We start from the raw sequence: 24,933 nt of genomic DNA, 5'->3' as shown, positions 1-24,933 counted from the left end.
CACCCTGCCACAGACAGGTAATGGAGTTCGTATGTCTGACGATATCTTTGATGCCATCATCGTAGGAGCGGGGTTAGCTGGCTCCGTTGCTGCGTTGGTGTTAGCCCGGGAAGGGGCGCAAGTATTAGTGATTGAGCGCGGCAATGCTGCCGGCTCGAAAAATGTAACGGGTGGACGTATCTACGCGCACAGTTTGGAGCGTATTCTGCCTGGTTTTGCTGAGCATGCTCCGATTGAGCGGGTGATCACCCACGAAAAACTGGCATTCATGACTGAAAACGGTGCGATGTCAGTAAATTACCAAAATGGTGAGCCAACCGAGCCTGGGCAGGTTTCGTATTCGGTATTACGCAGCAAGTTGGATGCGTGGTTGATGGAACAAGCTGAAGAGGCGGGGGCACAACTGATCACCGGTATTCGCGTGGATAACGTGGTACAGCGTGATGGCAAAGTGGTAGGCGTCGAAGCCGATGGTGATGTGATCGAATCAAAAGTGGTCATCTTGGCCGATGGCGTTAACTCTTTGTTAGCCGAAAAACTGGGGATGGCTAAGCGTGTTGAACCGGAGCATGTCGCGGTTGGGGTGAAAGAGCTGATTGAGTTACCTAAATCAGTGATTGAAGACCGTTTTCAGCTACAAGGCAATGAAGGGGCGGCATGTTTGTTTGCCGGCTCACCGACCGATGGTTTGATGGGCGGTGGTTTTCTGTATACCAATGAGAGCACACTTTCACTTGGCCTAGTGTGTGGCTTGCATCACGTGAAAGAGTCGAAAAAATCAGTCCCGCAGATGTTGGAAGATTTTAAGCAGCATCCTGCCATTGCGCCACTGATTGCCGGTGGCAAGCTGGTTGAATACGCCGCACATGTGGTGCCGGAAGCCGGTATCAATATGCAGCCTGAGTTAGTGGGTGAAGGTGTTCTGATTGCCGGTGATGCGGCAGGTATGTGCATGAATTTGGGCTTTACCATTCGCGGTATGGATTTGGCGGTTTCTGCTGGTGAGGCAGCGGCGAAAACCGTGCTATCAGCCATGAAACGCAATGATTTTAGTAAAGAAGGGCTGGCCGAGTACCAACAGCATTTGGATAACGGGCCAATGCGCGATATGCGGATGTACCAACGTATGCCAGCATTTTTGGATAACCCGCGCATGTTTACTTATTACCCTGAAATGGTGGTCGGTATTGCGCGTGATCTCTTCACTATTGATGGCCAAGCGCCAGTGCCGATGCGTAAAAAAATCCTGAGTCATTGCAAGAAGGTTGGTTTTATCAACCTGATGAAAGATGGCATTAGAGGAGTAACAGCATTATGACTTCGCCCGTCAACGTAGACGTCAAATTAGGCGTGAATAAATTTAATGTCGATGAAGAAAATCCACACATTATTTTGAAAACCGCGCCAGATAAACACGCGCTCGATGTAGTAATGAAAGCCTGTCCAGCTGGTTTATATAAACGGCAAGACGACGGAAGTGTGCGCTTTGACTATGCCGGATGTCTGGAATGTGGCACCTGTCGAATTCTGGGTCTTGAGACAGCATTAGAGAAATGGGAATATCCGCGCGGCACTTTTGGCGTGGAGTTTCGCTACGGCTGATATCCGCGGTGATGTTAACGCGTGATAAACACGGTGATCCCTTCTTTTGTCGATAACACAGGAAATAACCATGCAGCAGCCAAGGAACTTTGATGATATCAAATTCTCATCCATTCACCGCAGAATCATGCTATGGGGAAGTGGGGGGCCGTTTCTGGATGGTTATGTGTTGGTTATTATTGGTGTTGCACTTGAGCAATTAACACCAGTATTACATCTTGATGCTGAATGGATAGGGTTGCTAGGTGCAGCAACCCTGGCCGGATTATTTATTGGTACGACATTATTTGGCTATATTTCAGATAAAGTCGGCCGGCGTAAAATGTTTCTCATCGATATTGTGGCCATTGGTGTGATATCAGTGGCAACCATGTTTGTCACCAGTCCTTTTGAACTCCTAATCATGCGGCTACTGATTGGCATCGTTATCGGTGCAGATTATCCCATTGCCACTTCTATGGTCACGGAGTTTTCTAATACACATCAACGCGCGTTCTCGATGGGATTTATTGCCGCAATGTGGTACGTCGGTGCGACCTGTGCCAATTTAGTGGGCTATTGCTTGTATGAGATAGAAGGCGGCTGGCGTTGGATGCTTGGTAGTGCGTTTATTCCTTGCCTGATTATTCTGATTGGCCGTTTTGACTTGCCGGAGTCACCGCGTTGGTTATTGCGTAAAGGCCGGGTTGAAGAGTGTGATCAAATGATGATTAAGCTCTTCGGTGAAAGGGTGGTTTTTGAGGAAGAGCCACCAAAAGAAACGCGATTTTCACAGCTGTTTACACGTCGTCATTTCCCCTTTGTATTATTCATTGCTGCGATTTGGACCTGTCAGGTCATTCCGATGTTTGCCATTTATACCTTTGGGCCGCAGATCGTCGGGTTACTCGGTTTAGAGCAAGGGCGCAGTGCAACGCTGGGAAATATGATTATTAGCCTATTCTTTATGCTGGGTTGTATTCCCGCCATGTTTTGGTTAGATAGCATCGGCCGGCGGCCACTTTTAATCGGCAGCTTCGCCATGATGACGCTAGCGTTGGCAGCATTAGGCTTTTTCCCAGGCTTGGGCATTGGACTCGTTGTGATGATGTTTGCTATTTATGCGTTTTTCTCTGGCGGACCAGGGATATTGCAGTGGCTGTACCCAAATGAGCTTTTCCCAACCGATATTCGTGCTTCTGCCGTTGGCGTAATTATGTCATTAAGCCGGATTGGTACGATTGTGTCTGTATGGGGCTTGCCGATTTTTATTGCCAACCATGGCATCAGCAATGTCATGTTGATTGGTGCTGCGATATCGTTGGTTGGACTGCTCATTTCCATGGTGTTTGCACCAGAGACACGTGGGTTAAATTTGATGCAAACTGGAAGTTTATCGCTTCGACGTACGGCTAAAACCGAATATGTGCCAGTGCCAAAATCTGTAAAATGATTCTGGCTGATAATGGGTAAACGTTTTTGTGCATGGCCTTCCGGTTTTAGTCTCCTAACGCCATTAACCGATGCCTCTTTGTTAGTATTGACTAGCAAGGAGGCTGCTTATGTTTGACCCCAACGATATTTATCATCCCCGAGAGTTTCGCGATGGAGAGCGTTCTGATCTTGGTTATTCCGCAGGAGAAAGGCCGTCTTATCACGAACAGAAAAGAAGAGAGAGCTACGATAGCTATGCCCGTGAAAAACAGGCATCTCGCCATTGGTTATTTCCCGCGTGGTTTTTCTTTTTAGGCTTCATGACGGCTATGTTCATCGCCTATCGTTGGCCGCTGTTGTTCGTGCATGTTCTCACCGAGTTTGGTCATTTCTTCATGCGCATTGGTGGGGCTATTTCGGCGCTATTTTCTTCTTCATTATGAAGTTTCGGTTATGACATATTGGTGATGAAATAAAGCGGCGTTCGGTAATGATGAATACCGCTTACATTGCTATTTCTACGATTAATAACCGATTCCTTTTGCTTGGTTATTATGGCAATAGTGTAGCGCTTGGTGTTAATGCCATTCGTGTGGAAACCGCATGTAAAGCAATCAGATGCAGCATCTCAGAAACAGTCGTGCATAAGTCGAGCAAAATAGCGACATCATACTTTTCTGCTGAGCGTGAGATTGCCGTATGGGTAACGCAGTTTTGCGTCATCATGCCGGCCACCCACAAACGGCTAACGCCTCTTTCTGACAACACTTGTTCTAATGTGGTTTTCACAAAACCATCGGCAAAAGTTTTAACCACTATCGGTGCATTAGGGGCTGCGGCCAAAACATCCGGGTGAATTTCCGCGCCGGGTGTGCCTTGATTAAAAAATGGCGCTAAGCCTAACGCAGGATCGGCAATATGTTGCACGTGAATAATCTCTACGCCTGCCGCTTGCGCTTTATGCATGAAGGCTACAATGCGGTCTTTGGTCTCTTCGGCTTGCCACAGCGGAAAGGCTCCGGCAGCGAAGTAATCATTTTGTAGATCAATAATCAGTAATGCAGTCTTTTCCATTTGGCGCACTCCTACCAGTACAAGATCATTGTATTAACAGCGCTAGGGTTGAACGAGATAGTGGTAATACATCGAGTAAAGCGTGTAAGGAGTATGACGCTGACGTGGCATTTGCTGTAGTGTCTAAAATGACATAAAACAGTCCAATACCGACAATTATCACGTGAATAAGATGCGCATTGAGGCGGCGATGACGAAGATTACACTTGGCATTTATCACTATCCTCAGGCACTAAAATCGGCAGTTTATGGGCTGGAAGAGATGTTTGAGCTGGCCAATACGCAGTGCCGCCAGCAGGGGCTCAAGGTACAGTTTTCGCCTGCTATTTTTACCGATCCGTTTGGTGTTAATACTCATTTTGATGTGGTGATTCTACCGCCGGGAACTGCGCCCTTTATGGCTATGGAGGTGCTGGCGTGGTTACGCAAAGCCCATCAGCGCGGTAGCGTGATAGCCTCAGCCTGTACGGGCAGTTTTATGCTGGCTGGCGCCGGAGTATTGCATCAACGTCCGGTAACCACCCACTGGGGATTGGCTGAGAGTTTTACGCAGCAGTTTCCCGAACAACCGCTCAAAACAGATGCCATCTTGATTGATCATGGTGATGTGATCAGTGCCGGAGGGTTAATGTCATGGGTGGATTTAGGTTTGGAGTTGGTCGCGCGCTACGCATCAGCGCAGGTGATGCGTAATTTGGGTAAGCTGTTGGTGGTCGATACCGCCGAGCGCGAGCAGCGCTTTTATCAGCAGTTTATGCCATCGTTTTTGCACGGCGATAGCATGATAGAGAAATTACAGCGTTGGTTAGCGGCGCATCTGGCGCAACCTATAACGCTTAAACAATTAAGTCAGCAAGGTGCGGTGACAGAGCGCACCTTGCTACGCCGTTTTGCCAAAGCCACCGGCCACACCCCTTACGAATACCTACAGCGCCTGCGCATCCAACGGGCATGTGAACTGCTGGAAACAACCACCGATTCATTTACGCTGATTGCCAATCAGGTGGGGTATGACGATAGCGGAGCTTGTCGGAAAGCCTTTATCCGCATCATGGGGTTAACACCCAGCGCATTTCGTCAACGTTTTGGTCGTTAAAGTTGTCGTGCTGCCGTTTGTTGATATTGGTATTCGATAGAATGTTCAATGGGTCAATACACAATATCGGAGAGATCTCGAGGGGGTTCGAGCAAATATTGTTGCTGGTTTAGCACAGGTTTTAGCGAGGAAATGTGCTGGTTATTTTGGCCGAATTTTATCCTGTGACCTTCCCCTTAGGAGAGCAGACAGGGTGTGTTTTATTGCGTCCTGTAGCATCTGAATCTTCGAGTTAAATCGCTTTTTTATCAACTTGTTATGGCAGAAAACCGTCCAAAGAGATTCAATGTTGTTTTGGGCTATCACGTGCTAAACAAGTACGCCGGTAAGTACGCCAAACAGCCAAAAAAGAGCGTTTTCTAGGAGATAGTATGCTGAATCAGGACCGTGAAGTTGCTGTACTCACACCCCCTGCGGGCAAAGACCGAATTGTTAGTGCGGTGAAGTCACGTCATGGTCCGGGCCTTGCTATTGAAGCGCGCGCCGGTCGACCCAGTAAGAGTTGGCTTTATCGCTACTATATTGCGGGTAAACAGCAAAAAATGACCCTAGGCAGCTATCCTGCTATGAGTTTAGCGGAAGCAAGGGTTGCACACAAAGAGGCGGTGGCGCTGGTGCAGCGAGGTATTGATCCTCGAATGCAAAAAGCGCAAGAGAAAGCCAGTAATGAGGCTATGTGTACCGTGGGGATGGCGGTTGAACGTTGGCTTGAGTTTCGTGAGCAAACCAGTGAGCTAAAGCCAACAACCTTAGCTGGGCACCGTAGCCGCTGGAATCTACATTTAAAGCGTCATTTAGACAAAATCCGGCTAGATGAGTTGACCACCGCGCATCTGGCGAACGCACTTGAGTCGGCCCGACGAACATCACGCTCCTCATCGAAAAATCAAAAAAGTCGTGGCGAGGAAGTTCGCAAGTCGCTGACGACTATCAGTATGGCGCTCGATTACGCCCGTATTCGACACATGATCATGATTAACCCTGCACGTCTTCTGCGCCCGAAAGACTTCAATATCACGACACGCCCACGCGAGCGTTGGCTGACACTACCTGAGTTACGCCAGTTATGGTTGGCGTTAGATGTCGAAGTGGCTAAATACGAAAATCACGATGCAAAGCCGCGCTTTAACGTTATTTCACCACCGGCATGCGCGGTGATTAAATTATTGATCCTCACGGGTGCTCGGCGTAGCGAAGTGACGCAAATGAAACGCTCTCAGATTAATGGCGATGTTTGGGTGATCCCTGAAACTAAAAATGGCAAGCCGCATACCATCTACCTAAGCGCATTAGCGCAGCAAATCATTGCCGAACAAAAGTCAGGGGAGTTTGTGTTCGAATCTGTCCGCTCGGCAGACCAACCGATTTTACCGAGCTCGATTACGCGCGCGTTGAATCGCTTACAAGAGCGAGCGTTGCCCGATCTCGAGCCTTTTACGGTGCACGATTTGCGGCGCAGCGCGGCAACCAACTGGGCAGAGCACCTAGGGGCAGAAGAGCGGGTTATCGAGATTTGCTTAAACCACCAACCCATGAACAAACTGATTCGCATTTATCACCGTTCAAAGCACGAAGATAAAACTCGAGCGTTATGGCAAGCATGGGGCGAGATGGTGGAGGAGCAGGTCGCAAGATAAGTTTATTTTTTAATATATTTTGATGGTCTAAATGAAGTTTAGGACAACATTGATTTTGAATGAGGTAATTGAGGAGGTTTTCCCATGAAAACGATTGAAAGTAATTAAGTGCTGGCAAAGAGTTATTCTGACCAGCACTTAATATTATATTGCAGATTAAAGTTGTGTTATTAGTTTGCCTGAGTTTCTGCGTCTACCTCAATTTTTGACATTTTTTCTCTGGATTTTACCCAGATCATAATTGCAGCCAATACGGCAAAAGGTACGATAGGATCAACCAGTGTGCCACCTTTGCCAAATATAAAATTCAGCGTCATTACAATACTGGCACCAATTGCCCAAGCAATGGTGGTTGTTACAGTCCAAATCTTTAGTTGGTCACCGAGTTCGGTAATACCAAGTGTACGGCTAATAATGTGGAAGTAGGAGTCATTGAGGTGAGAGAATCCTACGGGACCTACAGCACATGCTAATGCTACGAATACAGGATCTAATCCAAGTGTTTCAACTAAAGGCAGCGTCATTGTTGCGGCTACCATCATGGCTGCTGTCGCAGAACCTTGGATCAGGCGCAGTAGTGAGGCAATGGCAAGGGGAACTAAAAGAGGAGGTATCCCACTGCTCGCAATTGCTTCCGCTACTTGTGGCCCCGCGCCTGAGGCTTTAAGAACCGCACCCATCGCTCCACCACAACCAGTGACCACAAGGATTAAGCCCGTTGTTGCCAGAGAATCATCCATTGAACCAATGATATCTTTACGGTCAATGTGACGAGTCAGACCGTACAGGGCCAGTAGAACACCGATACCTACTGCAACGACTGGATTCCCAATCAGTGATAGCAGAGTTTGAATAGCAGAATCACCTTTACCCAATAAGGTATTAGCGAGAATTAGCACAATAGGGATGAGAATGGGGCCAAATGAGAGGAAGTTACTTGGCAGCGCTTTTTCATCAGCTTCTTGTACTTTTTCCAAGTTAGCCCAATCAGCTTGAGAGGTGATCCATGTTTGTCCTTCCGGTACTCGGTAATACTCATCTCCGACTTTACGGATGTACAGTAAGGACAGTAGCATCATTGGAATGGAAACCATCAGTCCCCATAGCATGTAAACCCCAAGGTCAACCTGAAGAATACCAGCGACGGCTACAGGACCTGGTGTAGGCGGAACAAGTGCGTGGGTAATGAGAAGACCAAGTGCAAGGGTAACACCCAGCCCTACAGCTGATTTGCCGGTATTACGAGAAATTGCGCGCACCAATGAGTGTAGAATGATGTACGCAGAGTCACAGAAAACAGGAATAGCGACTAGAACTCCTGTTAAACCAAGAGCAATGTCTTCTCGACCTTTACCACAAAGTTTAACAAATGTTTTTGCCATGCGAACTGCGGCACCTGAGCGTTCAAAGCAAGCCCCCATGATTACACCGAACGCAATAATGAGACCGATGCCGCCAAGCACGCCACCAAAACCGGCTTGAATTGCATTGATGAGTTCGGTTGGCGCCATACCGGCAAATAATCCCATAATGATACTTGCCAGTACCATCGCAAGAGCAACAGGGATTCGTGTTTTTATGATCATCCCCATCATGGCGATAATCCCCACAATTATTCCTATTAATGCTGTATTCATTATGTTTCCTGCCTTTCAGATTTAGTTTTCACGTAAAGATTGCCTTCGAAAAGAAGGCAATAAAATCGACGTATACTTACGTTCTATTTTTAAATTTAGATATATTTTTGTAGCCAAACTAACCCTTCAAACGTGGTTTTTCTTGGCTTATATTCGCAACCAATCCATCCTTGGTAACCGGTGATATCAAATTGGTCGAAAATGTGTTGGTAATTAACTTCGCCTTCTGAAGGTTCATGTCTATCAGGAATAGACGCTATTTGTACATGTCCAATATAGCTAGCTAAATCACGGATCAGTACGGTTAGGTCCCCATCCATAATTTGTGCATGATAGACATCAAATTGCAGTTTTACGTTCGGTCGATTCACTAACTTTATTAGTTCTACCGCATCTCGTTGGTGAGCGATGAAATAACCTGGAACATCGCGTGAGTTGAGTGGTTCAATAAGCAGGTCGATACTGTGTTCGGCAAATTTATCTGCTGCATAGCGGATATTATTGATAAAGGTTTCAACGTGTTGTTCGTAACTATATCTGTTATCTACGAGGCCTGACATTGCATGGACTTTTTTACATTTCAACGCTTTTGCGTAAGTTAGAGCGATATCCACGCTACGCTGAAATTCATCTTCGCGTCCAGGAATAGCTGCGAAGCCACGTTCACCTGAATCCCAATCACCAGGCGGCATGTTAAACAGAGCTTGCTCTAAATTGAATTGGCTCAGTTTCTCAGCCAGAACTTGAGGTTCATAGGCATATGGGAACAGAAACTCAACAGCCTGAAATCCTACTTGATGAGCTTTTGCAAAGCGATCAAGGAATTCCACTTCATTGAACAGCATAGTGAGGTTTGCTGCAAATCGAGCCATTATTATTTTCCTCTTCCTTGGAGATCCGATACTTCAGTATCAGTCAGATATCTAGTTGTTTGATTTTTTAGCAAAAAAAACAGCTTTGCGGTTTCTTCAAGCTCTTCTGCATTATCAACGGCATCAATCAGATCTGAACCCGTTACCACTGGGCCATGGTTAGCGAGCAGAAAGGCGCGATAATCGCCAGCTCGCTTGGCAAGCTCTTCTGCAATTTGAGGGTGACCTGGACGGAAGTATGGGATCACCGGTAGTTTACCTATACGCATCACGTAGTAAGGTGTAAACGGTTTAATGGCGTTGTCATGATCTAAGTTTTCAAGGCATGACAGAGCGGTAAGGTATGTGGAGTGCAAATGCACAATAGCATTGCAGGCTGGATTGTTACGGTAAATCGCTAGGTGAAAAGCGACTTCTTTCGATGCTTTTTTGCCGGAGATAAGCGTCCCATCAATATCTACGACTGATAGTTCTTCAGCGACTAAGCGTCCAAATGATGAGCCGGTTGGTGTGGCAAGAAAATGCCCGTTTGGTTGCCTGACAGAGAGATTACCCGCGCCGCCAGTTGCATAACCTCGCTCAAACATTGATCGCGCTAGAGTTACTACTTGTTGCCGCAGTTTCATATCACTCATAAAAAAACTCCTGCGCTCTTTCAAAGAAGAGTTCATCACCAAAATTGCCGGATTTAAGCGCTAGCGATAGCTCTCCATCGAGTGATTTCACCCAAGGCACGCCGGGTGCGATTTGTGGACCGATATGGAAGCCTTCAACGCCAAGACTTTGAGTGACGGTCCCAGAGGTTTCACCTCCTGCAACAATGAAATTTTTAACACCGAGTTCTTTGAGTTGTGAGGCAAGTAAACTAAAGAATTTTTCAACGGCATGGCTGGATTTAGCAGCGCCAAACTTACTTTGAATGGCTTTTAATTTTTCAGGTTCGGCAGTAGCAAAGACGATGGGTGCATAACCAGCATCTAGATTTGCTAGGACCCATTTGCAGACTTGCGTACTGTAAGTTTCATCGGTTAGGCAGGCTTCTACTTCGATTGCATAGTGCGGTGCTTTTGTTTGATATACGGAGACCTGTTTATTGGTCATGATTGAACAAGAGCCGGAAAGAATGACGGTTTTGGCCTTGATTGGATAACCGGCTTTTTTTACTGAGTTTTGCTCTGTAAGGAAGGATGCCCAATTTTTTGCTAACCCAGCGGCTAGCCCAGAACCACCCGTAACTAGCTTCAGCTGTTTTGCGGCTTCCCCCAGCGTGTCCAGGTGCTTTGGCTCAAAAGCATCGACTACAGCATAGCGACAGCCTTTAGTGCGTAGCTCTTCAAATTTAGAACAGACTTGCTCACTACCGGTTTCGATAGTTTGATAGTTCACTAGTCCAACTTCACCTTTTGATTGTGCTTTCATTAGGCGAACAACGCTTGAATCTGTCATCGGAGTAACAGGATGATGACGCATTCCTGATTCATTGAGGGGCTCTCCGAGAACAAACAAATGGCCGTTAAATACGGTACGGCCATTTACCGGCAATGCTGGGCACACGATAGTGAAATTTTCATTTAAAGCGTCTAGCAGTGCATCGGTGACGGGACCAATGTTGCCTTTTTCTGTACTGTCAAAGGTAGAGCAATATTTGAAATAAAATTGCTGGCATTGCTGCTTTTGCAACCAAGATAGAGCAGAAAGAGAGTCAGCAATGGCTTCGTCAACAGGACAGGAGCGTGATTTGAGGCTGATCACTACTGCATCTGCATCAACGTGTGTCTCATTTGACGGTATGCCATTGAGTTGTACTGTCCGCATGCCATTTTCGACTAAAAAGCCTGCAATATCAGTTGCGCCGGTAAAATCATCAGCGATAACACCTAATAACATAGTTACTTCTCCACACCTGGCAGATTGATGCCATGAAAAATCTTGATTACCGCGCTATCGTCTTCTTTTCCGTAACCAGCATTGCTTGCTGAGGTGAACATGTTGAGTGCGGCACTGGCCAGAGGCAGGGGGAAGCGTAGATCTTGGGCGGTATCAGTGACCAAATTGAGATCTTTCACAAAAATATCGACCATGGATTTTGGTGAGTAGTCGCCATCGACTACGTGTTTCATCCGGTTCTCAAACATCCAAGAGTTGCCTGCAGCATTGGTGACCACGTCATACATCAGATCAAGAGGGATGTTAGCGCGAGCTGCTAGTGCCATTGCTTCCGCACCGGCTGCAATATGAACACCTGCTAATAACTGGTGGATAATTTTTACTGTCGCACCAAGACCAATCTCTTTGCCTATGTTGTAAACCTTGCTTGCTGTTGCATCCAGTACAGGCTTTAACATGTCAAATGCTTGCTGGGGACCTGAAGCCATGATGGTCATTTCTCCGGCATTAGCTTTTAGTGCACCGCCTGATACCGGTGCATCCAGCATCAAGAGATTGTAGGTTTTAAGCATTGCCTCAATTTCTTTGGCGTCTTGTGCAGAGATAGTCGCTGACACCATCACCGGAGTAAGCGGTTTTAGGTTTGCCGCTAAACCAGAGTCAAACAGTACTGATTTGACTTGCTTAGCGTTGATGACTAGTAACAACACGGCATCCAGATTTTGAGCAAACTGATTGGCATCAGTAGATACGCCTTTTGCTCCAGCATTTCCTAAGTCTTCAAGTGCTACAGGATTGAGATCAATGCCATATACATCCAACCCCGCTCGAATACAGGATTTAGCCGCTCCCATTCCCATGGAACCTAAGCCAATGACTGCTACTGATTTCACTGAATTCTGACCCATCATCTACTCCCACATCGTGTGAAGCGCTGAGCGCTATGTGTTAATATTTGTTCTTTGATGTGAGTATGTGTGAATTTGTGGTGTGCGTCCGTGATTAAACTCTCAACTTGAAACGGTAGGATAGTTCTGTTCTATCCCTATATTTAGAAGGATTGTTGTTTGCCAAAGCTCAGTACGGAGTATTGAAATTCACAATAACGAACAGATGTTCACATGTGCTATTCATTGATGTTAATATGAATGTAAGGAACAACTTGAGATGAATTATGATTCCCGCAGAACGACAGAAGACGATCCTGACTCTGCTTTCAAAACAGGAAGTGATCAGTATCAATGAGTTGGTTGAGCATATTAATGTTTCTCATATGACCATTCGACGTGATATTGCCAAGCTTGAACAGCAAGGTAAGGTGATATCGGTATCTGGAGGAGTGCAGCTTACGCAGTTAATCCATAGAGAAGCGCCACATAATACAAAAGCAGCACAGCGTGCGGACAAAAAACAGAGTATCGGTCAACTAGCCAGTTCACTTATTCCTCAGCATTGCACTGTTTATCTCGATGCTGGTACCACGACGTTGGAGATAGCACATGCTATTGCTCATAGACAGGATTTGTTGATCATCACTAATGACTTTGTGATAGCAAATCATCTAATGCACAACGGTAGTAGCGAGATATATCATACTGGAGGACGGATTGATCGTGATAATCAGTCTTCGGTTGGTGGGAAAGTTGCTGATTTTTTAGCTGGAATGAACATTGATCTTGCGTTTATTTCTACCTCTTCATGGAATCTAAAAGGTATCTCCACCCCAAGTGAGCCAAAGGTAATTGTTAAGCAAGCGGTCGCGAAAGCTGCTCAACAATTGGTTTTAGTCTCAGATTCTTCGAAGTATGGAAAAATTGGGACATTTCATGCATTGGCATTAGAACAATTCAGCACGATAGTCACTGATGATGAGTTTCCAGATAGCATTGCCAGAGAGATCACTGATCGCGGTATCAAGGTAATAGCGGTAAAAAGCTAAATTTGGACCCTGTGTAGGTAATTACTGATGTCTTGTTTTTGTCTCCCGTAGATGAATGTTTCTCGTTAGCGAAAGCCATTCAGGAGTCAGACTCCTGAACAACCTATTCATTGGCGTGATTATGCTATCAGCAGTTATGTAATAAAAGCATAATGATTGCGGTATCCAAACTGTTCAAATACCGCATTCATCTAATCAGCAAAATCAGCGTGTTCCCCAAACTCTGCTATGCGTCCACGCGCCTTTCCACATATTGCGCCAATCGTAAATCCACCAGCTCTTGCACCAGTTGATGAAAGCGTTCGATATGCTGCGGTTCAACGGAGAAGATCGGTACAAAGCGATCATCTTGAACAGTAAACCACTGCTCACCGGAGGCATTGGCATGTGTAAACGCTTTAATCGGATTGCCTTTCCAATAAGTAAGCCATGCACTGTCTTTTGCCTCTACTGAGCGCATTTTCTCCGGTAACTCAGTGGCTTTCAGATCGGGGTGACGAGATAACACGCGGTGACTTCGAATAGCCAATGCACTCAGTGTAGGTGGTGCATTGAAGCCATCAAGCTCCAGTAACGCTTGCAACAAGATCGCTTTAAAGCACTTACTCATGGCGGTCATTTCGATACCTTTGAGTAAGAAGTCATGATGCTGCGCCTGTATTTGGTGCAGTTCATCATCGCTGTTTTCTTGCTGTGCGACGAGATCGAACCAACTGCGATATTGTTGGCGTATTTTACTGAAGGGGTACTCGCTTTGGTAAAACTCCGTGGCGGTAGGGCGATGGCCTAATTGTTCGGTAAGCTCTGCGTAATGTTCGCTCGCGGTAAATCCCTTTGCTTCTATCAAGGCTAACCACAACTTAATTACAACTGGGTCAAAATTGACAAAGCAACCCGGCGCGAGTGTCGGCTCACGCAGGGCTTTTTTCAGTTGCTGGAAATTACGAGTACCCAGTAATGCCGCAGGCCGATTCAAGAACGCAGTGTGGTTACCGACAAAATCAATCACGATGAGCTGGGTTTTATTGGATGCTGGCGATAGACGCAGCCCCCGACCTAATTGCTGTAAGAATAAGATCTTGGACTCCGTCGGGCGGATCATGAGTACCGTATCTATAGCAGGTAGATCGGTGCCCTCATTAAAAAGATCGACCGAAAAGATAATGTCCAGTTCACCGTTATTCAGGCGTTGTAAGGCCTCATTACGCCTCGTTTTCGAGTCCGTGTATACCGCGCACGAGCGAATGCCATGACGTTTAAAATACGCATCCATATAGTTGGCATGCGATTTTGACACGCAAAAGGCAAGTGTGCGTTGCTGCTTTTGGGCTTGCCAGTGGTTGAAGATGTGTTTCGCGCGCCGTTCGGTTGCAAACTGGTTTTCTAACTTAACCGGATCAAATTTGCCGTTGCGCCATGGGATCTCTTGATAATCCACGCTCTCATCTCTGATCCCATAATAGGTAAAGGGCACCAGAATACCGGCATTAATGCCGAATTGCAGATCTCGGCTGTATACCAGATTGTTATCGCACAGCGATAAAATATCGGCGCGATCAGTTCGCTCAGGCGTCGCAGTTAACCCTAATAAAAATGTCGGGGTAAAATAGGCCAGCAATGCTTGGTAGGTTTGTGCACTGGCGTGATGGAACTCATCCACAACGATGTAATCGAAGTGATCAGGCGCAAAGCGTTGCAGGTGGACATCTTGACCTAGCGTGCTTACCGAAGCAAAAAGATAATCCGCATCCCCATTTTTCTGATTACCGTTATACAAACCCGTATGGGCATGTGGGTTTAGGCGTAAAAAGGTTTCTTCCGCTTGTAGCAAAATCTCTTCGCGGTGCGCAACGAACAAAACGCGCTTGGCGTGCATCTGGTGAGCATCGAAGGCGGCGAGCCATGTTTTGCCCATACCGGTGGCAAGTACCACTAACCCACGTTTAAAGCCTGCTTTTCGGGTATTGGCAAGTGCGGCTAATGCCAGTTCTTGAATGCTGTTCGGGGTTGGGGTGTCACTGATGTCATCATCTTTCCAGATAGCTTTTAGCAGCGGGGCGTGAATTTTCGTCTGCTCATGTTGGATCTGGTAGCCGTCAATCCACGTATGGCTGAGTGATTGAGTATACGGATGCTGAAAAATGGCTAAAAACTGGGCTTGAATATGGGTGAAGTCTTGCGCTGCCGGTGAGTTTGCAGGAGGCATGTAGTCGTGGCGTAATGTCCATTCATGGCCATCAAGCAAGGCGGATCGACTGATGTTGTTGGAGCCAATAAAGGCGCAGCCTTCCGCTATTTCCCCATGATGCATCCGCACAAATATATAGGATTTCATGTGGAAGCTATTGCCGTCTTGGCATTCAAAAATCCGGCACTGAGCGCCGCGCTCTTGCAATTGCATCAGCCGGCGCAGTGCAAAAGGGCTCGTAATAGCCAAATAATCAGACGTCAGAATATTAATGGTGACATCACGCTCTAGGGCATCGAGCAGTGGGGTAAAGAGTAACTCAAGCCCAGAAGGCTGGATAAACGAAACCGCAATATCAATCTGAGTGGCATGATTGATGGCTTGTATCAACTGCGGGAGTAGGGGATCGGAGCCTCCACCCGTGATCAGTTTATGCTCTGACTGTGTGAGTGATGGTGCGGCCAAATCCAAATGAGTCATTATTCTTATTCTTTAATTAAGAGGGCATTGAGCCAATATTCATTTTCACGACCAGGACGTAGATCGGTGGTCTTCCATGTTTCACGCAGCACTAATCCAGAATGCGCAATAAAGCGCTGTAGCCGTTCCTCGTCACAATGCGTAAACGAGCGCCCATCACGCACCTCATCGTGCGTTCCATATTTGAACGAGCAATAAAACAGGCCTTGCGGTTTTAGCAGGGAAGCTAAGTGCGCAAAGGTGTGCGGTAGTTGGTTGGCTGGCACGTGCAGTAATGAGGCACACGCCCAGATCCCATCAAAAGGCTGTGTGTGAGTAAACTCGGTGAAAGTACATACCTGAACAGGTTGGCCGATGTAGTTGGCCGCAACCGCAGCCAGTTCATGACTGGCATCAAAAGAGGTCACCGCAAAGCCCATGGCAAGAAAAGCCTTGCTATCACGTCCTGAGCCACAACCTGCATCTAAAATATGGGCTTGTGGGGGAAGGTCTGGCGTAAAGCGCGCCATCAGTGAAGAGACATCAACATCTTTAGTGGCAGCAAAGAATGCTTGGGCATTTTGGTTATAGTAATTAACAGACATGACAACCCCTTATTTAATAAGGACATTGTATCGGCGGAAAAAATGTACCTCAATGGGTTTGCCTGTGGGGATAGCCAGAAGATGACTGATGTTCCAATTCAGGGAAAATACATCCTGCAGCAATGTGACCTATACACAGAAAGCCTCATGAGCGGATGGCCGAGGTATGCCAGTGAATTTATGCATAAAGGCACTTGGAAAAACCAAGCGCCTTTATGTTTAGCTGAGTGTCGCCGTATTTCACATGTGAGAGGTCGGCGATAGCGATTAACGTAATGCGTCGGGCAAGGTGATCACCCACAGCTCACTCAACGATTCTGGTTGCTCCAGTGGGTGGAGTTCTAACGTGGTGGCAACGGGCTTTCCATCTATGTTGAGTTTGCCTTGCTCATTGACCTGATAGTCGTTGATTTTCTTGGTGTTTGCTTCGGCATTCATCAATTTAGGCTGTAGGCCAAAATCATTGTCATTCAGTATGGCGATACGATGATTATCAATGAGCGCGAGGCCTTCGACTTTTTCATGTTGCCAGCCGAGTTTACGCAGATCGGCAATTTCGCGTTTTTGCGCCAGTTTTATCCCACGTTTGGCCAATGTTTTTGCATCATCAAACTCAGGGGCGGTGCCACTGCTATCAAAGGCCGCAAGATCGCTGGCGTCTGTGAGGTCGACAAGATAGATCTTGTTGATCATCTGCTTGTCTTTATCACTACCTTGTTCCACTAGCAAAATATGCTGGTTATCTAGCGCCACAATGTCACCAATTTTGGCATCTTTAGCTTTTTTATAGCTATCGACATCAATCGGATAGCCGTACATGGCTGTCTTACCCGTTGTTGGGTCAAAGCTCATGAGGCGCGTAAATTGAGCTGTATTTTTACTTTTTCCTTCAATATCCAGCGTACTTTGTACGGCAACTACCAACTGGCCATTAGGAAGGCGCGTCACCCCTTCAAAGCCACGGTTCGGCTGACGCCATTTGAGGATGTTAGGTAAACCCGTGGCCACCCCTTGTTCGCCGGCCGCCGGTGTTGGGGCATATTTTTCCAGAATTTTTCCCTGCTGATCGACGTGAATCAGAAATGGCCCATATTCATCACTGAGCCAAAATCCGCCTTTACCATCCGGCGTGATCCCTTCGGTATCTAAGCCTCGTGGGTCACTGGATACCGGTTGTAAGGTATCGCTTAAGGCCGCTTCGTTAGTCGAGCCAATCAGCGTGCTTGGCAAAGGCAATCCACTCACAGGGCCATCTTTATCATGCAAAGGGCGAGCATCAGTTGCGATGGCCTGATTTTTACTGATGCGGATATCCATCAAGAGCGGGACAAACGCAGGATTAGCGAAAATCTTCGCCTCTTGTTTGCCAACTAAAGGTGCATCAGCATTCGGGCCGCGATCGGTGACGGTGGTGAACAGCAGATCACCGTTTTCTACGCCGTTAAATACGAGTCCTGAGCCAATGCCAACGGGTAAGCCTTGCGGGAAGTTCTTTGCAAATGCTCCGGTATAGCTGACGCGATCCCCTGCGGGGAAAGAGACGGTATAACGTTCTACGCTAAGGTCTGCAGCCTGAGACAGTAGAGGGAGTGCTGAGGCAAAAAAAAGAAAAAGCGGCTTTAATTTCATGGCATTAGCTCGTCATTAAAAGAGGTTAGAGCCAATAAACCTAGTGAAGAAGGATGACATTTTAATGACATGACAACAGTGGTCATGAGTGGGGGTAATCACAAGCTATTCGTAGTTAGCAGACGGGTATGTGTGATATGGGCATGGTGGTTGAGCCGAGCCTTGGTGCGCTGACAGCGTTTTTATAAGGGGCATAAAGCCCCTTTAGTGTGGCTCTCAGCGCACAATTACTGATTACACAAAGCAAAAAGATGTTGCGCCTCTTGTTCGGCTTCAATGGCTAACTGAGGCGCTAGAGGTGCGAGAGTGATACCTTTACTGCCATCGATAAACATGGTGCCGTCGATGTCATCGTCGTATGCTTCCCCATATTCATTAATTGCGCGGAAATCATCTTGAGTGAGATCTGTGCCGAATAATTGAGCTAGCAGTAACCATACCCAAGATTGATAGAGGTTGGGGTTGTCGTACTGTTCTATCAGTACACGCATGGCATTTATATTGCCGCGCAGCGCTGCTTGAGTATACCAGTAGTGTGCTGCAGCTTCGTTGTCGAGTTCATTCGCAAGCTGGCCTATGGCCGCGGGATTGCTCACTAGTGCAGGATTTGCGTCAAAAATACTGTTATCTAGGTTGTGCTCTGCAAGTGCGTAACTGGCTTCAATATTGCCGCCTTGTGCTGCTTTGAGTGCATGGTGACGCCACTGCGCTTGCTTGTGGAGAATCGTTGCGAATTCATTGGCAAATTCAAGCTCAGGGCCTTTTAGCTCCATGCCTTCTTGCTGTTTTTGATACCAGTAGCCAGTGCCAATATCTGTCTTTTCAAGATATTCCTCGTCATTCCAGTCATCCCAATACAGTTGTGCTAGCTTCCAGTGTATTTCTGGGTGCCCTCGTTCTGCGAATGCTTCTAATTGCTGCAGTGCTTGTTGAACGATTGATGTATCCAGTGGACCATCGAGTAGCTGGGACAGTGCTTGAGCGGTTTGTGTTGCGATAGATAGCGGTTTTCGTTCATCATGTTTTGGCCAATCATCGCCCCATGAATCCCCCTCATCATCTTGCCAATCATGCTCCCACACAATGTGGTTCATAAGATTGATTTCATCACTGAATCCGAGCATTTCGACACGAATACATACGACCCCAGCTGATAACAAACATTGTTCCAAAAGAGGTGATATTGCTTGAGGTTCAACTAAGCCTAACTCGCGTGCTCGTTGTGCAAGTTGGGCAGATTGCAGCAGGCAAGGCCAAGGGGTTTGATGCAGTAGTATGGCGTCTGCTTGTAGAGCCGCATAACTGTTATAACCAAAAGCCGCAGCGATTAATTCGTAGATGTGCGTAGTTTTTAGGGAAGATGCCAATGTGGCGTTGAATTGCTGACGTACGTTGTGAACAAACTGTTTGATGGTCATGATCCAATCTCCGAATCCACGTTTCGGGTCATGAGCACACGTTTAAGCAACCGAAATGTGGATGCTGAATACCAGATCAAAAAGAGAAGAAGAGTTTCAACGCCGGTTTGACTCATGTGCAAGTCGTGCGGGCAGCGAAACCAGACTATCTGAGTTCTTTCAGTGATGCAAGTCGGTTGTAACTACAACTCAGTAAGACATCATCTCGCCATCAATATATCAGCTACTTTAGGCCTATTTGTGCTTCTTGATGAAAAATGAATCTTATTATGGTCAATAATAGCCAATTATCATTGGCTATTATCACGGTCAGTTATGACACAGGTTTATAGCGAAATCCCTGGCCTTGCATGCATAGACCGAGAAGTTCTTGTTGCTGGCTTAGCTCTGTTTTGTTGAGCAGAATATTGTATTTACATTCCGATAGTACAGATTCTTTCTCGTGTGAGCTAACGCCCTCTTTTACCCAGTCATATTGTTGTGGGGATGCACAACCGGTTAGTACCAATGTAGTAGTAACCAAACTTAACAGCATAAATTTATTCAACAAAACAATATCTCCCTGAACTAATGCAAGCACTTATGCATTTCATTTCATTGTGTGGATCCACTCTCGCCAGTAAGCGAAAGAAAAATCAACACTCACTATAATCTCGAGATTTTTTTAGCCAGGGATTTAATTTTTATTTGCTGCTTTTTTGGGAAGAGGTAAACATATTCTGTGTTTTCTTCTGCATCATATAATCTTGAATGTCAGGCGTATTTATCCTGACATCTGTTTTAGTCCGCACTCAAACGCCGTAATATATCTCAGTCTACCACCAAAATATCCGCCAGCGACGTGGTATAGCGCGGGCTCAGATGTTCGCGCTTCATCATCCATTCCGAGGTATCGGTGCCTCTCGAAGCAAAATGAATCTTTCCTCGATGGCAGTGGTTAATGCGGTCGATGACCTGCATTAATGCTTCGCTGCGCTGGTGGCATTGCGGGCTGGTAAACAGATCGCCTTGCTGGCAGTTGAGGGGGGTGAAATCCGCCAGCATGACGCCACCTTTTAAATAGCGATAGCCCTCTCGCCACATACGTTCAAGTAGGGGTGGGATAAGCGCTAGCAGCTGACGCGTATCTGCCGTGGCGGCAGACAGCTGGGTGCTGACTTTATTGCCATAGTAAGGCTCTTTACCACTAAACGGGTTAGTGCGGATAAAAAGGGTGACATGGCGACAGCACATACCTTCTTGACGCAGCTTTTCTGCGGCACGCTCCATATAAGCTGCGAGCGCCTGATGCATGATGGCTCGCTCGGTGATGTGTTCGCCAAAGGAGCGTGAGCATACAATGTGTTGTTTAGCCGCAGGGGACACATCCAGCTCAGTACACGGGCAGCCTTGCAGCTCTAACAGCGTTCGCTCAAGGGTTACGCTATAGGCTTGGCGTAATGATTTACTGTCTACGCGCAGCAAATCTGCCGCCGTATGGATACCTTTCGCATTTAGGCTGGTGCGCAATTGCCGACCAATGCCCCAGATCTCTTCCACCGGAGTGATGGCGAGAAGTTTTTGACGGCGCACCGGATCGCGCAGGTCAACGACCCCACCGGTTGCAGGCCAACGCTTGGCGGCATAGTTAGCCAGCTTGGCTAAGGTTTTGGTGGGGCCAATGCCAACACCGACTTGTAGCCCAGTCCACTGAGAGACACGGCTTTTCATCTGCTTGGCGTATTCACTGAGAGAGCCGGCCCACGTTTCACTGAGTTCAATGAAGGCCTCATCAATGCTGTAGATCTCGATAGACGGTACCATGCTTTCCAGTGTGCTCATCACCCGCTGCGACATATCGGCATACAAGGCATAATTGGAGCTAAACCAGACCCCGCCTTGTGCTTCGTAGGCTTTTCGTATCTTGAAAAATGGCTCCGCCATACGCACGCCCAACGCTTTAGCTTCAGGGCTACGCGCCACCACGCAACCATCATTGTTGGACAGCACCACAATAGGGCGACCTTTTAAATCCGGTCGGAACAAGCGTTCGCACGAGGCATAAAAGTTGTTCACATCCACGAGGGCGATGGCACGGCTCATTGCTTACCCCAGCTTGGTTTTATGCAAAACGTAGGTCACGACACCAAACACCTCTAACTCTTGCCCTTGGTTGAGATAGATGACCGGAAAGTCAGGATTAGCGGGAACTAACGCAGGGCGAGGGTGGGTCTGTAGATATTTAACAGTGAACTCACCATCAAGGCAGGCCAGAACGATGGCACCTTGTGTCGCGGTAACGGCGCGATCAACCACCAGCAAATCACCGGAGTGGATCCCCGCTTGCAGCATGCTATCGCCACTGGCTCGCACATAGAACGTTGCCGCAGGGTGTTCAATGCAGAGTTGGTTAAGATCGATAGTCTGTTCGACGTAGTCTTGCGCGGGGCTAGGAAAACCACATGCGGCTGGCGATAAGAACAGCGGAAGCGCGAGCTCATCGGGAGTTGATTGAGGAATAGCAAACATGGCGGTACACCATTAACTGTGAATATATACAGTATAACTATATCGAGTCTTTCAGGTACAGGGACGTGTGCGAGTTTTTGAGTGAGAAGTAGGTATCAATGTGCTGTAGCGAATTTCAGGTTGGTGCATGTGCTAAGCAAGAACAGATGGCTGGACGAAATCTGTTTTTTGCATCGTTCCATTCTGGCGAGACCTGATCCTCCCACTCTAGCCGAACAATACGTGCTTCAAGCTCCTGGATACGCTGCTTTTCTGGGGTTAGCGCTATGGTTTGTGGCGTAAGCCCTGACTTCTCTTGTTTGGGCTGGTTAACCCAGCGTCGCATTGCGGTTTCGCCAACGCCCATCGCGTCGCAAGCCTATACAACCGCATAGCCTTTTTCAACGACTAGGGCGGCGGCTTCCATTTTGAATTCGGGGGTAAAAGTTCTACGACTCGGCTCCATCAAACACCTCGTTAACGGTGGTGATAACGCATATTGTTATGACCTTATTTTGATATTAATTGTCTTAATGTTTGTAATGGAATGTGTATATTGGCGCTAGAATTATCGCTATTAGATTAGAGGATAAATAAACATGAATCGAGAGAACATTAGTATTGAAATTTCAGCAGATCATCCTGCTTATCAGTGGGCGAAACGTCAGTCTGATTCTGTAAATGCAATGGGTCATATTGGTACTCACATAGATTGTTACACCAAAATTCCACTAGAAACAGCATATAAAACACCAGTTCACATAATTGACTGTTCGAAAGCAATGCCAACGTTAGCTCAGGTTGAGTCTCTTCAGTTATCAGGTAAATCATTGGTTCTATATACCGGGAACGTTGAAGAGAATGGTTACGGAAATCCGAACTATGGTGCGAAATCTACCGTGCTGAAGAGTGATGTATTAGTTTCGATCCTGAAAAGTTCACCAATGTTTATAGTGATTGATAGTTATGGGATTGGTGCACATGGTGATGAACACATTTCGTTCGATAAGCGTTGTGAAGAGAATAATTGTTTCGTTATAGAGAATGTCTACCTAACTAAATCGATGCTTGATACCTTAGATTCGCTGGAGATTAGTTTTGATTCAACCTCATCCTCCACTGGTAAGCGCTGTGATGTTATTGCACTGAGTAGTAAGCAGTAAGGAAAAATAGTGTCTATAAACTGTAAGATAATTAATCTGAGATACCTAAACAAAAAGACATTAAGCATTTCCTTGTCGGCCGAAGGTGGCTTCTATTTTCTTGCCGGCCAATATGTACAACTTGAATTAGGTGATAGGGGAAAATTACCATTTTCAATTGCCAGCTTACCAAAGGCTAACGGAAGTTTTGAACTACATTTTGGAGGTGTTTCAGAGGCGAGCTCTTTAGCAAGCAGTGTAATGTACCTGCAACAGTGTTTTAAAAACGGAGAAACGGTGGTTGTTGAAGAGGCAAAGGGAGATGCTTGGCTACGTTCTACTGATAGGCCGATTGTACTGGTAGCTGGGGGATCAGGTTACACTTATACTCGTAGCATATTACAGGAAGCATTAAAACGTAATCCTGAGTGTGAAATTACTCTCTATTGGGGGGGATATAGTGAGGATGATCTCTATGAGCATGGTTATCTCGTTGAATTAGAAGCATCATACTCCGGGTTTACTTACATTCCCGTGACTGAGGTTAGCTCTAAAAGTATTATGGCACGTAATGGAAGATTACTCGATATAGTGTATGATGATTTCGACTTCAATACTCAGCCAGATATTTATATCTGCGGGCGCTATGAAATGGTTCAGGATGCATATTTACACCTGAGTAATGAGTTTGATAGCCGAGTCAATATTTACTCTGATGCATTACGAGCAGAGCAAATGAGAAATAGATAGCCTAGCTCAAGGTAACAATAGCTCTAGTATTTTGGGGACATCTCAGTGATTAAAGAATAAGTGATGTGATATTGTGCACTTAACACATTCCATAGCCTTTTTGCTGAGGTAAGACTAAAATTAATATTTACTAAATCTATTGCAGGTGGAGTTGTTTATGGCAGTTATCGACGAATCTACACAATTTGATGCAGATAGTATAGCTAATGATGTAGTCGGTATAGCTGCAATAATTGGAGCACACGACTCAGGTATGCACCAGCATCAAAAAAATCAGCTTCTGTTCGCTGCGTCGGGCTGCATGTCTATTTCTTTGGATGGTGCTACATGCATATTACCGCCAACACGTGCGGCGTGGATCCCTGCCGGGGTCAATCATTTTGCCAAGATGAACAATGTGGTTGCTTACCGTTCTCTTTATTTTGATCCTGGACTATGTTTAGATTTGCCTGACTCTCTTACTGTATTTTCAATTAACCCTTTATTGCGTGAGTTGATAGAAAGGATGGCCTTTTGGGAATGGGATAAACCGCGAGAAGAGCAAAAAAATACGATTGCACTTTTTTGCGAAGAGCTTAAAGTTGCACCTCAAGTATCTATGGCGTTACCTTTACCTAAAGATAGAAGGTTACAGAAATGGCTTAAGGGAGTAGTCGAAGAACGATATTTACCACAGCCTCTTAATCAAATTGCTTTGTCTGTGGGGGCTAGTACTAAAACTGTTACTCGTATATTTGTTAAGGAAACAGGAATGCCGTATCAATCGTGGCGTCAGCAATGGCGATTGTTTATGGCTATAAAATATTTGTCTGAAGGGAAAAGTGTTGCAGATGTAGGATCTGAGTTGGGATTTTCTAGTGATAGTGCTTTTGTTTCCTTTTTTCGTCAACAGACGGGGGATACTCCGGGAAAATATATGGTGTAAAATACGTCGCACAGTTTCAAAAGTGTTAATCGACGCCATGTGTCATGGAGTTTGGCGGTTATGCTCCGCAATTTTTATTAAAATCCATTCTGTTACTTCACCTCTCCTCAGAAATCGTTCTCTTTCTCATAAAACAGTGAATGATTGAACGCCTTAGCTTTAAGAAAAGGGCA

General features: G+C 46.3%; 22 protein-coding genes and 1 pseudogene. 10 read left to right on the top strand and 13 right to left on the bottom strand.

The features are described 5' to 3' along the window. The first annotated feature begins 31 nt into the window (after window positions 1-31). The 4 genes from LQ901_RS09865 to LQ901_RS09850 all read left to right on the top strand — a co-directional run bounded on the left by LQ901_RS09865 (window position 32) and on the right by LQ901_RS09850 (window position 3,458). Window positions 32-1,318, top strand: a complete 1,287-nt coding sequence (locus LQ901_RS09865; RefSeq protein ID WP_152136062.1) for an FAD-dependent oxidoreductase — start codon at window positions 32-34, stop codon at window positions 1,316-1,318. Beyond that, window positions 1,315-1,602, top strand: a complete 288-nt coding sequence (gene fixX / locus LQ901_RS09860) for a ferredoxin-like protein FixX (RefSeq protein WP_112866528.1) — start codon at window positions 1,315-1,317, stop codon at window positions 1,600-1,602. The genes LQ901_RS09865 and fixX overlap by 4 nt, the downstream gene beginning before the upstream one ends. A gap of 70 nt (window positions 1,603-1,672) precedes the next feature. Continuing rightward, on the top strand, window positions 1,673-3,034 hold the full coding sequence (locus tag LQ901_RS09855) for an MFS transporter (protein WP_152136061.1): 1,362 nt from the start codon (window positions 1,673-1,675) through the stop codon (window positions 3,032-3,034). A 109-nt stretch (window positions 3,035-3,143) separates the two neighbouring features. Then, window positions 3,144-3,458 (top strand): hypothetical protein, encoded by a 315-nt coding sequence (locus tag LQ901_RS09850; protein ID WP_152136060.1) that lies wholly within the window; start codon window positions 3,144-3,146, stop codon window positions 3,456-3,458. Between the two features lie 109 nt (window positions 3,459-3,567). Here the strand turns inward: LQ901_RS09850 and LQ901_RS09845 are convergent, their stop codons facing one another. Beyond that, complete coding sequence (locus tag LQ901_RS09845) at window positions 3,568-4,089, bottom strand: cysteine hydrolase family protein (RefSeq protein ID WP_152136059.1); 522 nt, start codon at window positions 4,087-4,089, stop codon at window positions 3,568-3,570. Between the two features lie 190 nt (window positions 4,090-4,279). Here LQ901_RS09845 and LQ901_RS09840 point away from each other — a divergent pair, with 190 nt between their 5' ends. Then, a complete protein-coding gene (locus tag LQ901_RS09840; RefSeq protein WP_152136058.1) occupies window positions 4,280-5,185 on the top strand; it encodes a GlxA family transcriptional regulator in 906 nt (301 codons plus the stop codon). Between the two features lie 371 nt (window positions 5,186-5,556). Next, a complete protein-coding gene (locus LQ901_RS09835) occupies window positions 5,557-6,822 on the top strand; it encodes a site-specific integrase (protein ID WP_233672229.1) in 1,266 nt (421 codons plus the stop codon). Window positions 6,823-6,992: 170 nt separating this feature from the next. On the opposite strand, the gene LQ901_RS09830 is transcribed toward LQ901_RS09835, so the two are convergent. The 5 genes from LQ901_RS09830 to ltnD form a co-directional block, all read right to left on the bottom strand. Continuing rightward, window positions 6,993-8,459, bottom strand: a complete 1,467-nt coding sequence (locus LQ901_RS09830; RefSeq protein ID WP_152106771.1) for a GntP family permease — start codon at window positions 8,457-8,459, stop codon at window positions 6,993-6,995. A gap of 95 nt (window positions 8,460-8,554) precedes the next feature. After that, a complete protein-coding gene (gene otnI / locus LQ901_RS09825) occupies window positions 8,555-9,331 on the bottom strand; it encodes a 2-oxo-tetronate isomerase (protein WP_233672228.1) in 777 nt (258 codons plus the stop codon). A gap of 2 nt (window positions 9,332-9,333) precedes the next feature. After that, window positions 9,334-9,966, bottom strand: a complete 633-nt coding sequence (locus LQ901_RS09820; RefSeq protein ID WP_233672227.1) for an aldolase — start codon at window positions 9,964-9,966, stop codon at window positions 9,334-9,336. Next, entirely contained in the window at window positions 9,959-11,218 is a 1,260-nt protein-coding gene (otnK, locus tag LQ901_RS09815) for a 3-oxo-tetronate kinase (protein WP_233672226.1), read from the bottom strand. The genes LQ901_RS09820 and otnK overlap by 8 nt, the downstream gene beginning before the upstream one ends. Before the next feature lie 2 nt (window positions 11,219-11,220). Next, window positions 11,221-12,126 (bottom strand): L-threonate dehydrogenase, encoded by a 906-nt coding sequence (gene ltnD, locus LQ901_RS09810; protein WP_152106767.1) that lies wholly within the window; start codon window positions 12,124-12,126, stop codon window positions 11,221-11,223. Window positions 12,127-12,392: 266 nt separating this feature from the next. Here ltnD and LQ901_RS09805 point away from each other — a divergent pair, with 266 nt between their 5' ends. Next, on the top strand, window positions 12,393-13,157 hold the full coding sequence (locus tag LQ901_RS09805; RefSeq protein ID WP_172534547.1) for a DeoR/GlpR family DNA-binding transcription regulator: 765 nt from the start codon (window positions 12,393-12,395) through the stop codon (window positions 13,155-13,157). A gap of 226 nt (window positions 13,158-13,383) precedes the next feature. On the opposite strand, the gene LQ901_RS09800 is transcribed toward LQ901_RS09805, so the two are convergent. From LQ901_RS09800 to LQ901_RS09770, 7 genes and pseudogenes are all read right to left on the bottom strand, one after another. After that, the gene (locus LQ901_RS09800; protein WP_233672225.1) at window positions 13,384-15,825 is read right to left on the bottom strand and encodes a DEAD/DEAH box helicase family protein; all 2,442 of its coding nucleotides are present in this window, start codon (window positions 15,823-15,825) and stop codon (window positions 13,384-13,386) included. A gap of 5 nt (window positions 15,826-15,830) precedes the next feature. Then, window positions 15,831-16,409, bottom strand: a complete 579-nt coding sequence (locus LQ901_RS09795) for a bifunctional 2-polyprenyl-6-hydroxyphenol methylase/3-demethylubiquinol 3-O-methyltransferase UbiG (protein ID WP_233672224.1) — start codon at window positions 16,407-16,409, stop codon at window positions 15,831-15,833. A gap of 267 nt (window positions 16,410-16,676) precedes the next feature. After that, the gene (locus LQ901_RS09790; RefSeq protein WP_233672223.1) at window positions 16,677-18,038 is read right to left on the bottom strand and encodes an esterase-like activity of phytase family protein; all 1,362 of its coding nucleotides are present in this window, start codon (window positions 18,036-18,038) and stop codon (window positions 16,677-16,679) included. Between the two features lie 227 nt (window positions 18,039-18,265). Beyond that, complete coding sequence (locus LQ901_RS09785; protein WP_233672222.1) at window positions 18,266-19,456, bottom strand: hypothetical protein; 1,191 nt, start codon at window positions 19,454-19,456, stop codon at window positions 18,266-18,268. An 810-nt stretch (window positions 19,457-20,266) separates the two neighbouring features. Then, window positions 20,267-21,538: a translesion error-prone DNA polymerase V subunit UmuC gene (gene umuC / locus LQ901_RS09780; RefSeq protein ID WP_233672221.1), complete on the bottom strand. Its 1,272-nt coding sequence runs from the start codon at window positions 21,536-21,538 to the stop codon at window positions 20,267-20,269. Between the two features lie 3 nt (window positions 21,539-21,541). Beyond that, window positions 21,542-21,964 (bottom strand): translesion error-prone DNA polymerase V autoproteolytic subunit, encoded by a 423-nt coding sequence (gene umuD, locus LQ901_RS09775; protein WP_233672220.1) that lies wholly within the window; start codon window positions 21,962-21,964, stop codon window positions 21,542-21,544. 190 nt (window positions 21,965-22,154) lie between these two features. After that, window positions 22,155-22,409 (bottom strand): annotated as a pseudogene (locus LQ901_RS09770) (transposase); the annotation flags it as partial. Between the two features lie 133 nt (window positions 22,410-22,542). On the opposite strand from LQ901_RS09770, the gene LQ901_RS09765 reads away from it, so the two are divergent. The 3 genes from LQ901_RS09765 (at window position 22,543) to LQ901_RS09755 (ending at window position 24,760) form a co-directional block, all read left to right on the top strand. Beyond that, window positions 22,543-23,106, top strand: a complete 564-nt coding sequence (locus LQ901_RS09765; protein ID WP_112866549.1) for a cyclase family protein — start codon at window positions 22,543-22,545, stop codon at window positions 23,104-23,106. Window positions 23,107-23,115: 9 nt separating this feature from the next. Next, window positions 23,116-23,835, top strand: a complete 720-nt coding sequence (locus tag LQ901_RS09760) for a hypothetical protein (protein ID WP_233672219.1) — start codon at window positions 23,116-23,118, stop codon at window positions 23,833-23,835. 157 nt (window positions 23,836-23,992) lie between these two features. Then, complete coding sequence (locus LQ901_RS09755; RefSeq protein ID WP_233672218.1) at window positions 23,993-24,760, top strand: helix-turn-helix domain-containing protein; 768 nt, start codon at window positions 23,993-23,995, stop codon at window positions 24,758-24,760. Window positions 24,761-24,933: the final 173 nt, after the last annotated feature.

This window comes from Plesiomonas sp. PI-19, assembly GCF_021368255.1.
GTDB classification, from domain to species: domain Bacteria; phylum Pseudomonadota; class Gammaproteobacteria; order Enterobacterales; family CAMTGL01; genus Plesiomonas; species Plesiomonas shigelloides.
Note: the sequence above shows the minus strand (reverse complement) of the source record. Positions and strands in the feature narration are given on the sequence as shown.

Coding starts and splice junctions, on each gene's coding strand:
- LQ901_RS09755 (WP_233672218.1), top strand. CDS start 23,993: ATGGCAGTTATCGACGAATCTACACAATTTGATGCAGATAGTATAGCT.
- LQ901_RS09845 (WP_152136059.1), bottom strand. CDS start 4,089: ATGGAAAAGACTGCATTACTGATTATTGATCTACAAAATGATTACTTC.
- LQ901_RS09865 (WP_152136062.1), top strand. CDS start 32: ATGTCTGACGATATCTTTGATGCCATCATCGTAGGAGCGGGGTTAGCT.
- umuD (WP_233672220.1), bottom strand. CDS start 21,964: ATGTTTGCTATTCCTCAATCAACTCCCGATGAGCTCGCGCTTCCGCTG.
- LQ901_RS09805 (WP_172534547.1), top strand. CDS start 12,393: ATGATTCCCGCAGAACGACAGAAGACGATCCTGACTCTGCTTTCAAAA.
- fixX (WP_112866528.1), top strand. CDS start 1,315: ATGACTTCGCCCGTCAACGTAGACGTCAAATTAGGCGTGAATAAATTT.
- LQ901_RS09765 (WP_112866549.1), top strand. CDS start 22,543: ATGAATCGAGAGAACATTAGTATTGAAATTTCAGCAGATCATCCTGCT.
- LQ901_RS09820 (WP_233672227.1), bottom strand. CDS start 9,966: ATGAGTGATATGAAACTGCGGCAACAAGTAGTAACTCTAGCGCGATCA.
- LQ901_RS09830 (WP_152106771.1), bottom strand. CDS start 8,459: ATGAATACAGCATTAATAGGAATAATTGTGGGGATTATCGCCATGATG.
- LQ901_RS09800 (WP_233672225.1), bottom strand. CDS start 15,825: ATGACTCATTTGGATTTGGCCGCACCATCACTCACACAGTCAGAGCAT.
- umuC (WP_233672221.1), bottom strand. CDS start 21,538: ATGAGCCGTGCCATCGCCCTCGTGGATGTGAACAACTTTTATGCCTCG.
- ltnD (WP_152106767.1), bottom strand. CDS start 12,126: ATGGGTCAGAATTCAGTGAAATCAGTAGCAGTCATTGGCTTAGGTTCC.
- LQ901_RS09785 (WP_233672222.1), bottom strand. CDS start 19,456: ATGACCATCAAACAGTTTGTTCACAACGTACGTCAGCAATTCAACGCC.
- LQ901_RS09795 (WP_233672224.1), bottom strand. CDS start 16,409: ATGTCTGTTAATTACTATAACCAAAATGCCCAAGCATTCTTTGCTGCC.
- LQ901_RS09835 (WP_233672229.1), top strand. CDS start 5,557: ATGCTGAATCAGGACCGTGAAGTTGCTGTACTCACACCCCCTGCGGGC.
- otnI (WP_233672228.1), bottom strand. CDS start 9,331: ATGGCTCGATTTGCAGCAAACCTCACTATGCTGTTCAATGAAGTGGAA.
- LQ901_RS09850 (WP_152136060.1), top strand. CDS start 3,144: ATGTTTGACCCCAACGATATTTATCATCCCCGAGAGTTTCGCGATGGA.
- LQ901_RS09840 (WP_152136058.1), top strand. CDS start 4,280: ATGACGAAGATTACACTTGGCATTTATCACTATCCTCAGGCACTAAAA.
- otnK (WP_233672226.1), bottom strand. CDS start 11,218: ATGTTATTAGGTGTTATCGCTGATGATTTTACCGGCGCAACTGATATT.
- LQ901_RS09855 (WP_152136061.1), top strand. CDS start 1,673: ATGCAGCAGCCAAGGAACTTTGATGATATCAAATTCTCATCCATTCAC.
- LQ901_RS09790 (WP_233672223.1), bottom strand. CDS start 18,038: ATGAAATTAAAGCCGCTTTTTCTTTTTTTTGCCTCAGCACTCCCTCTA.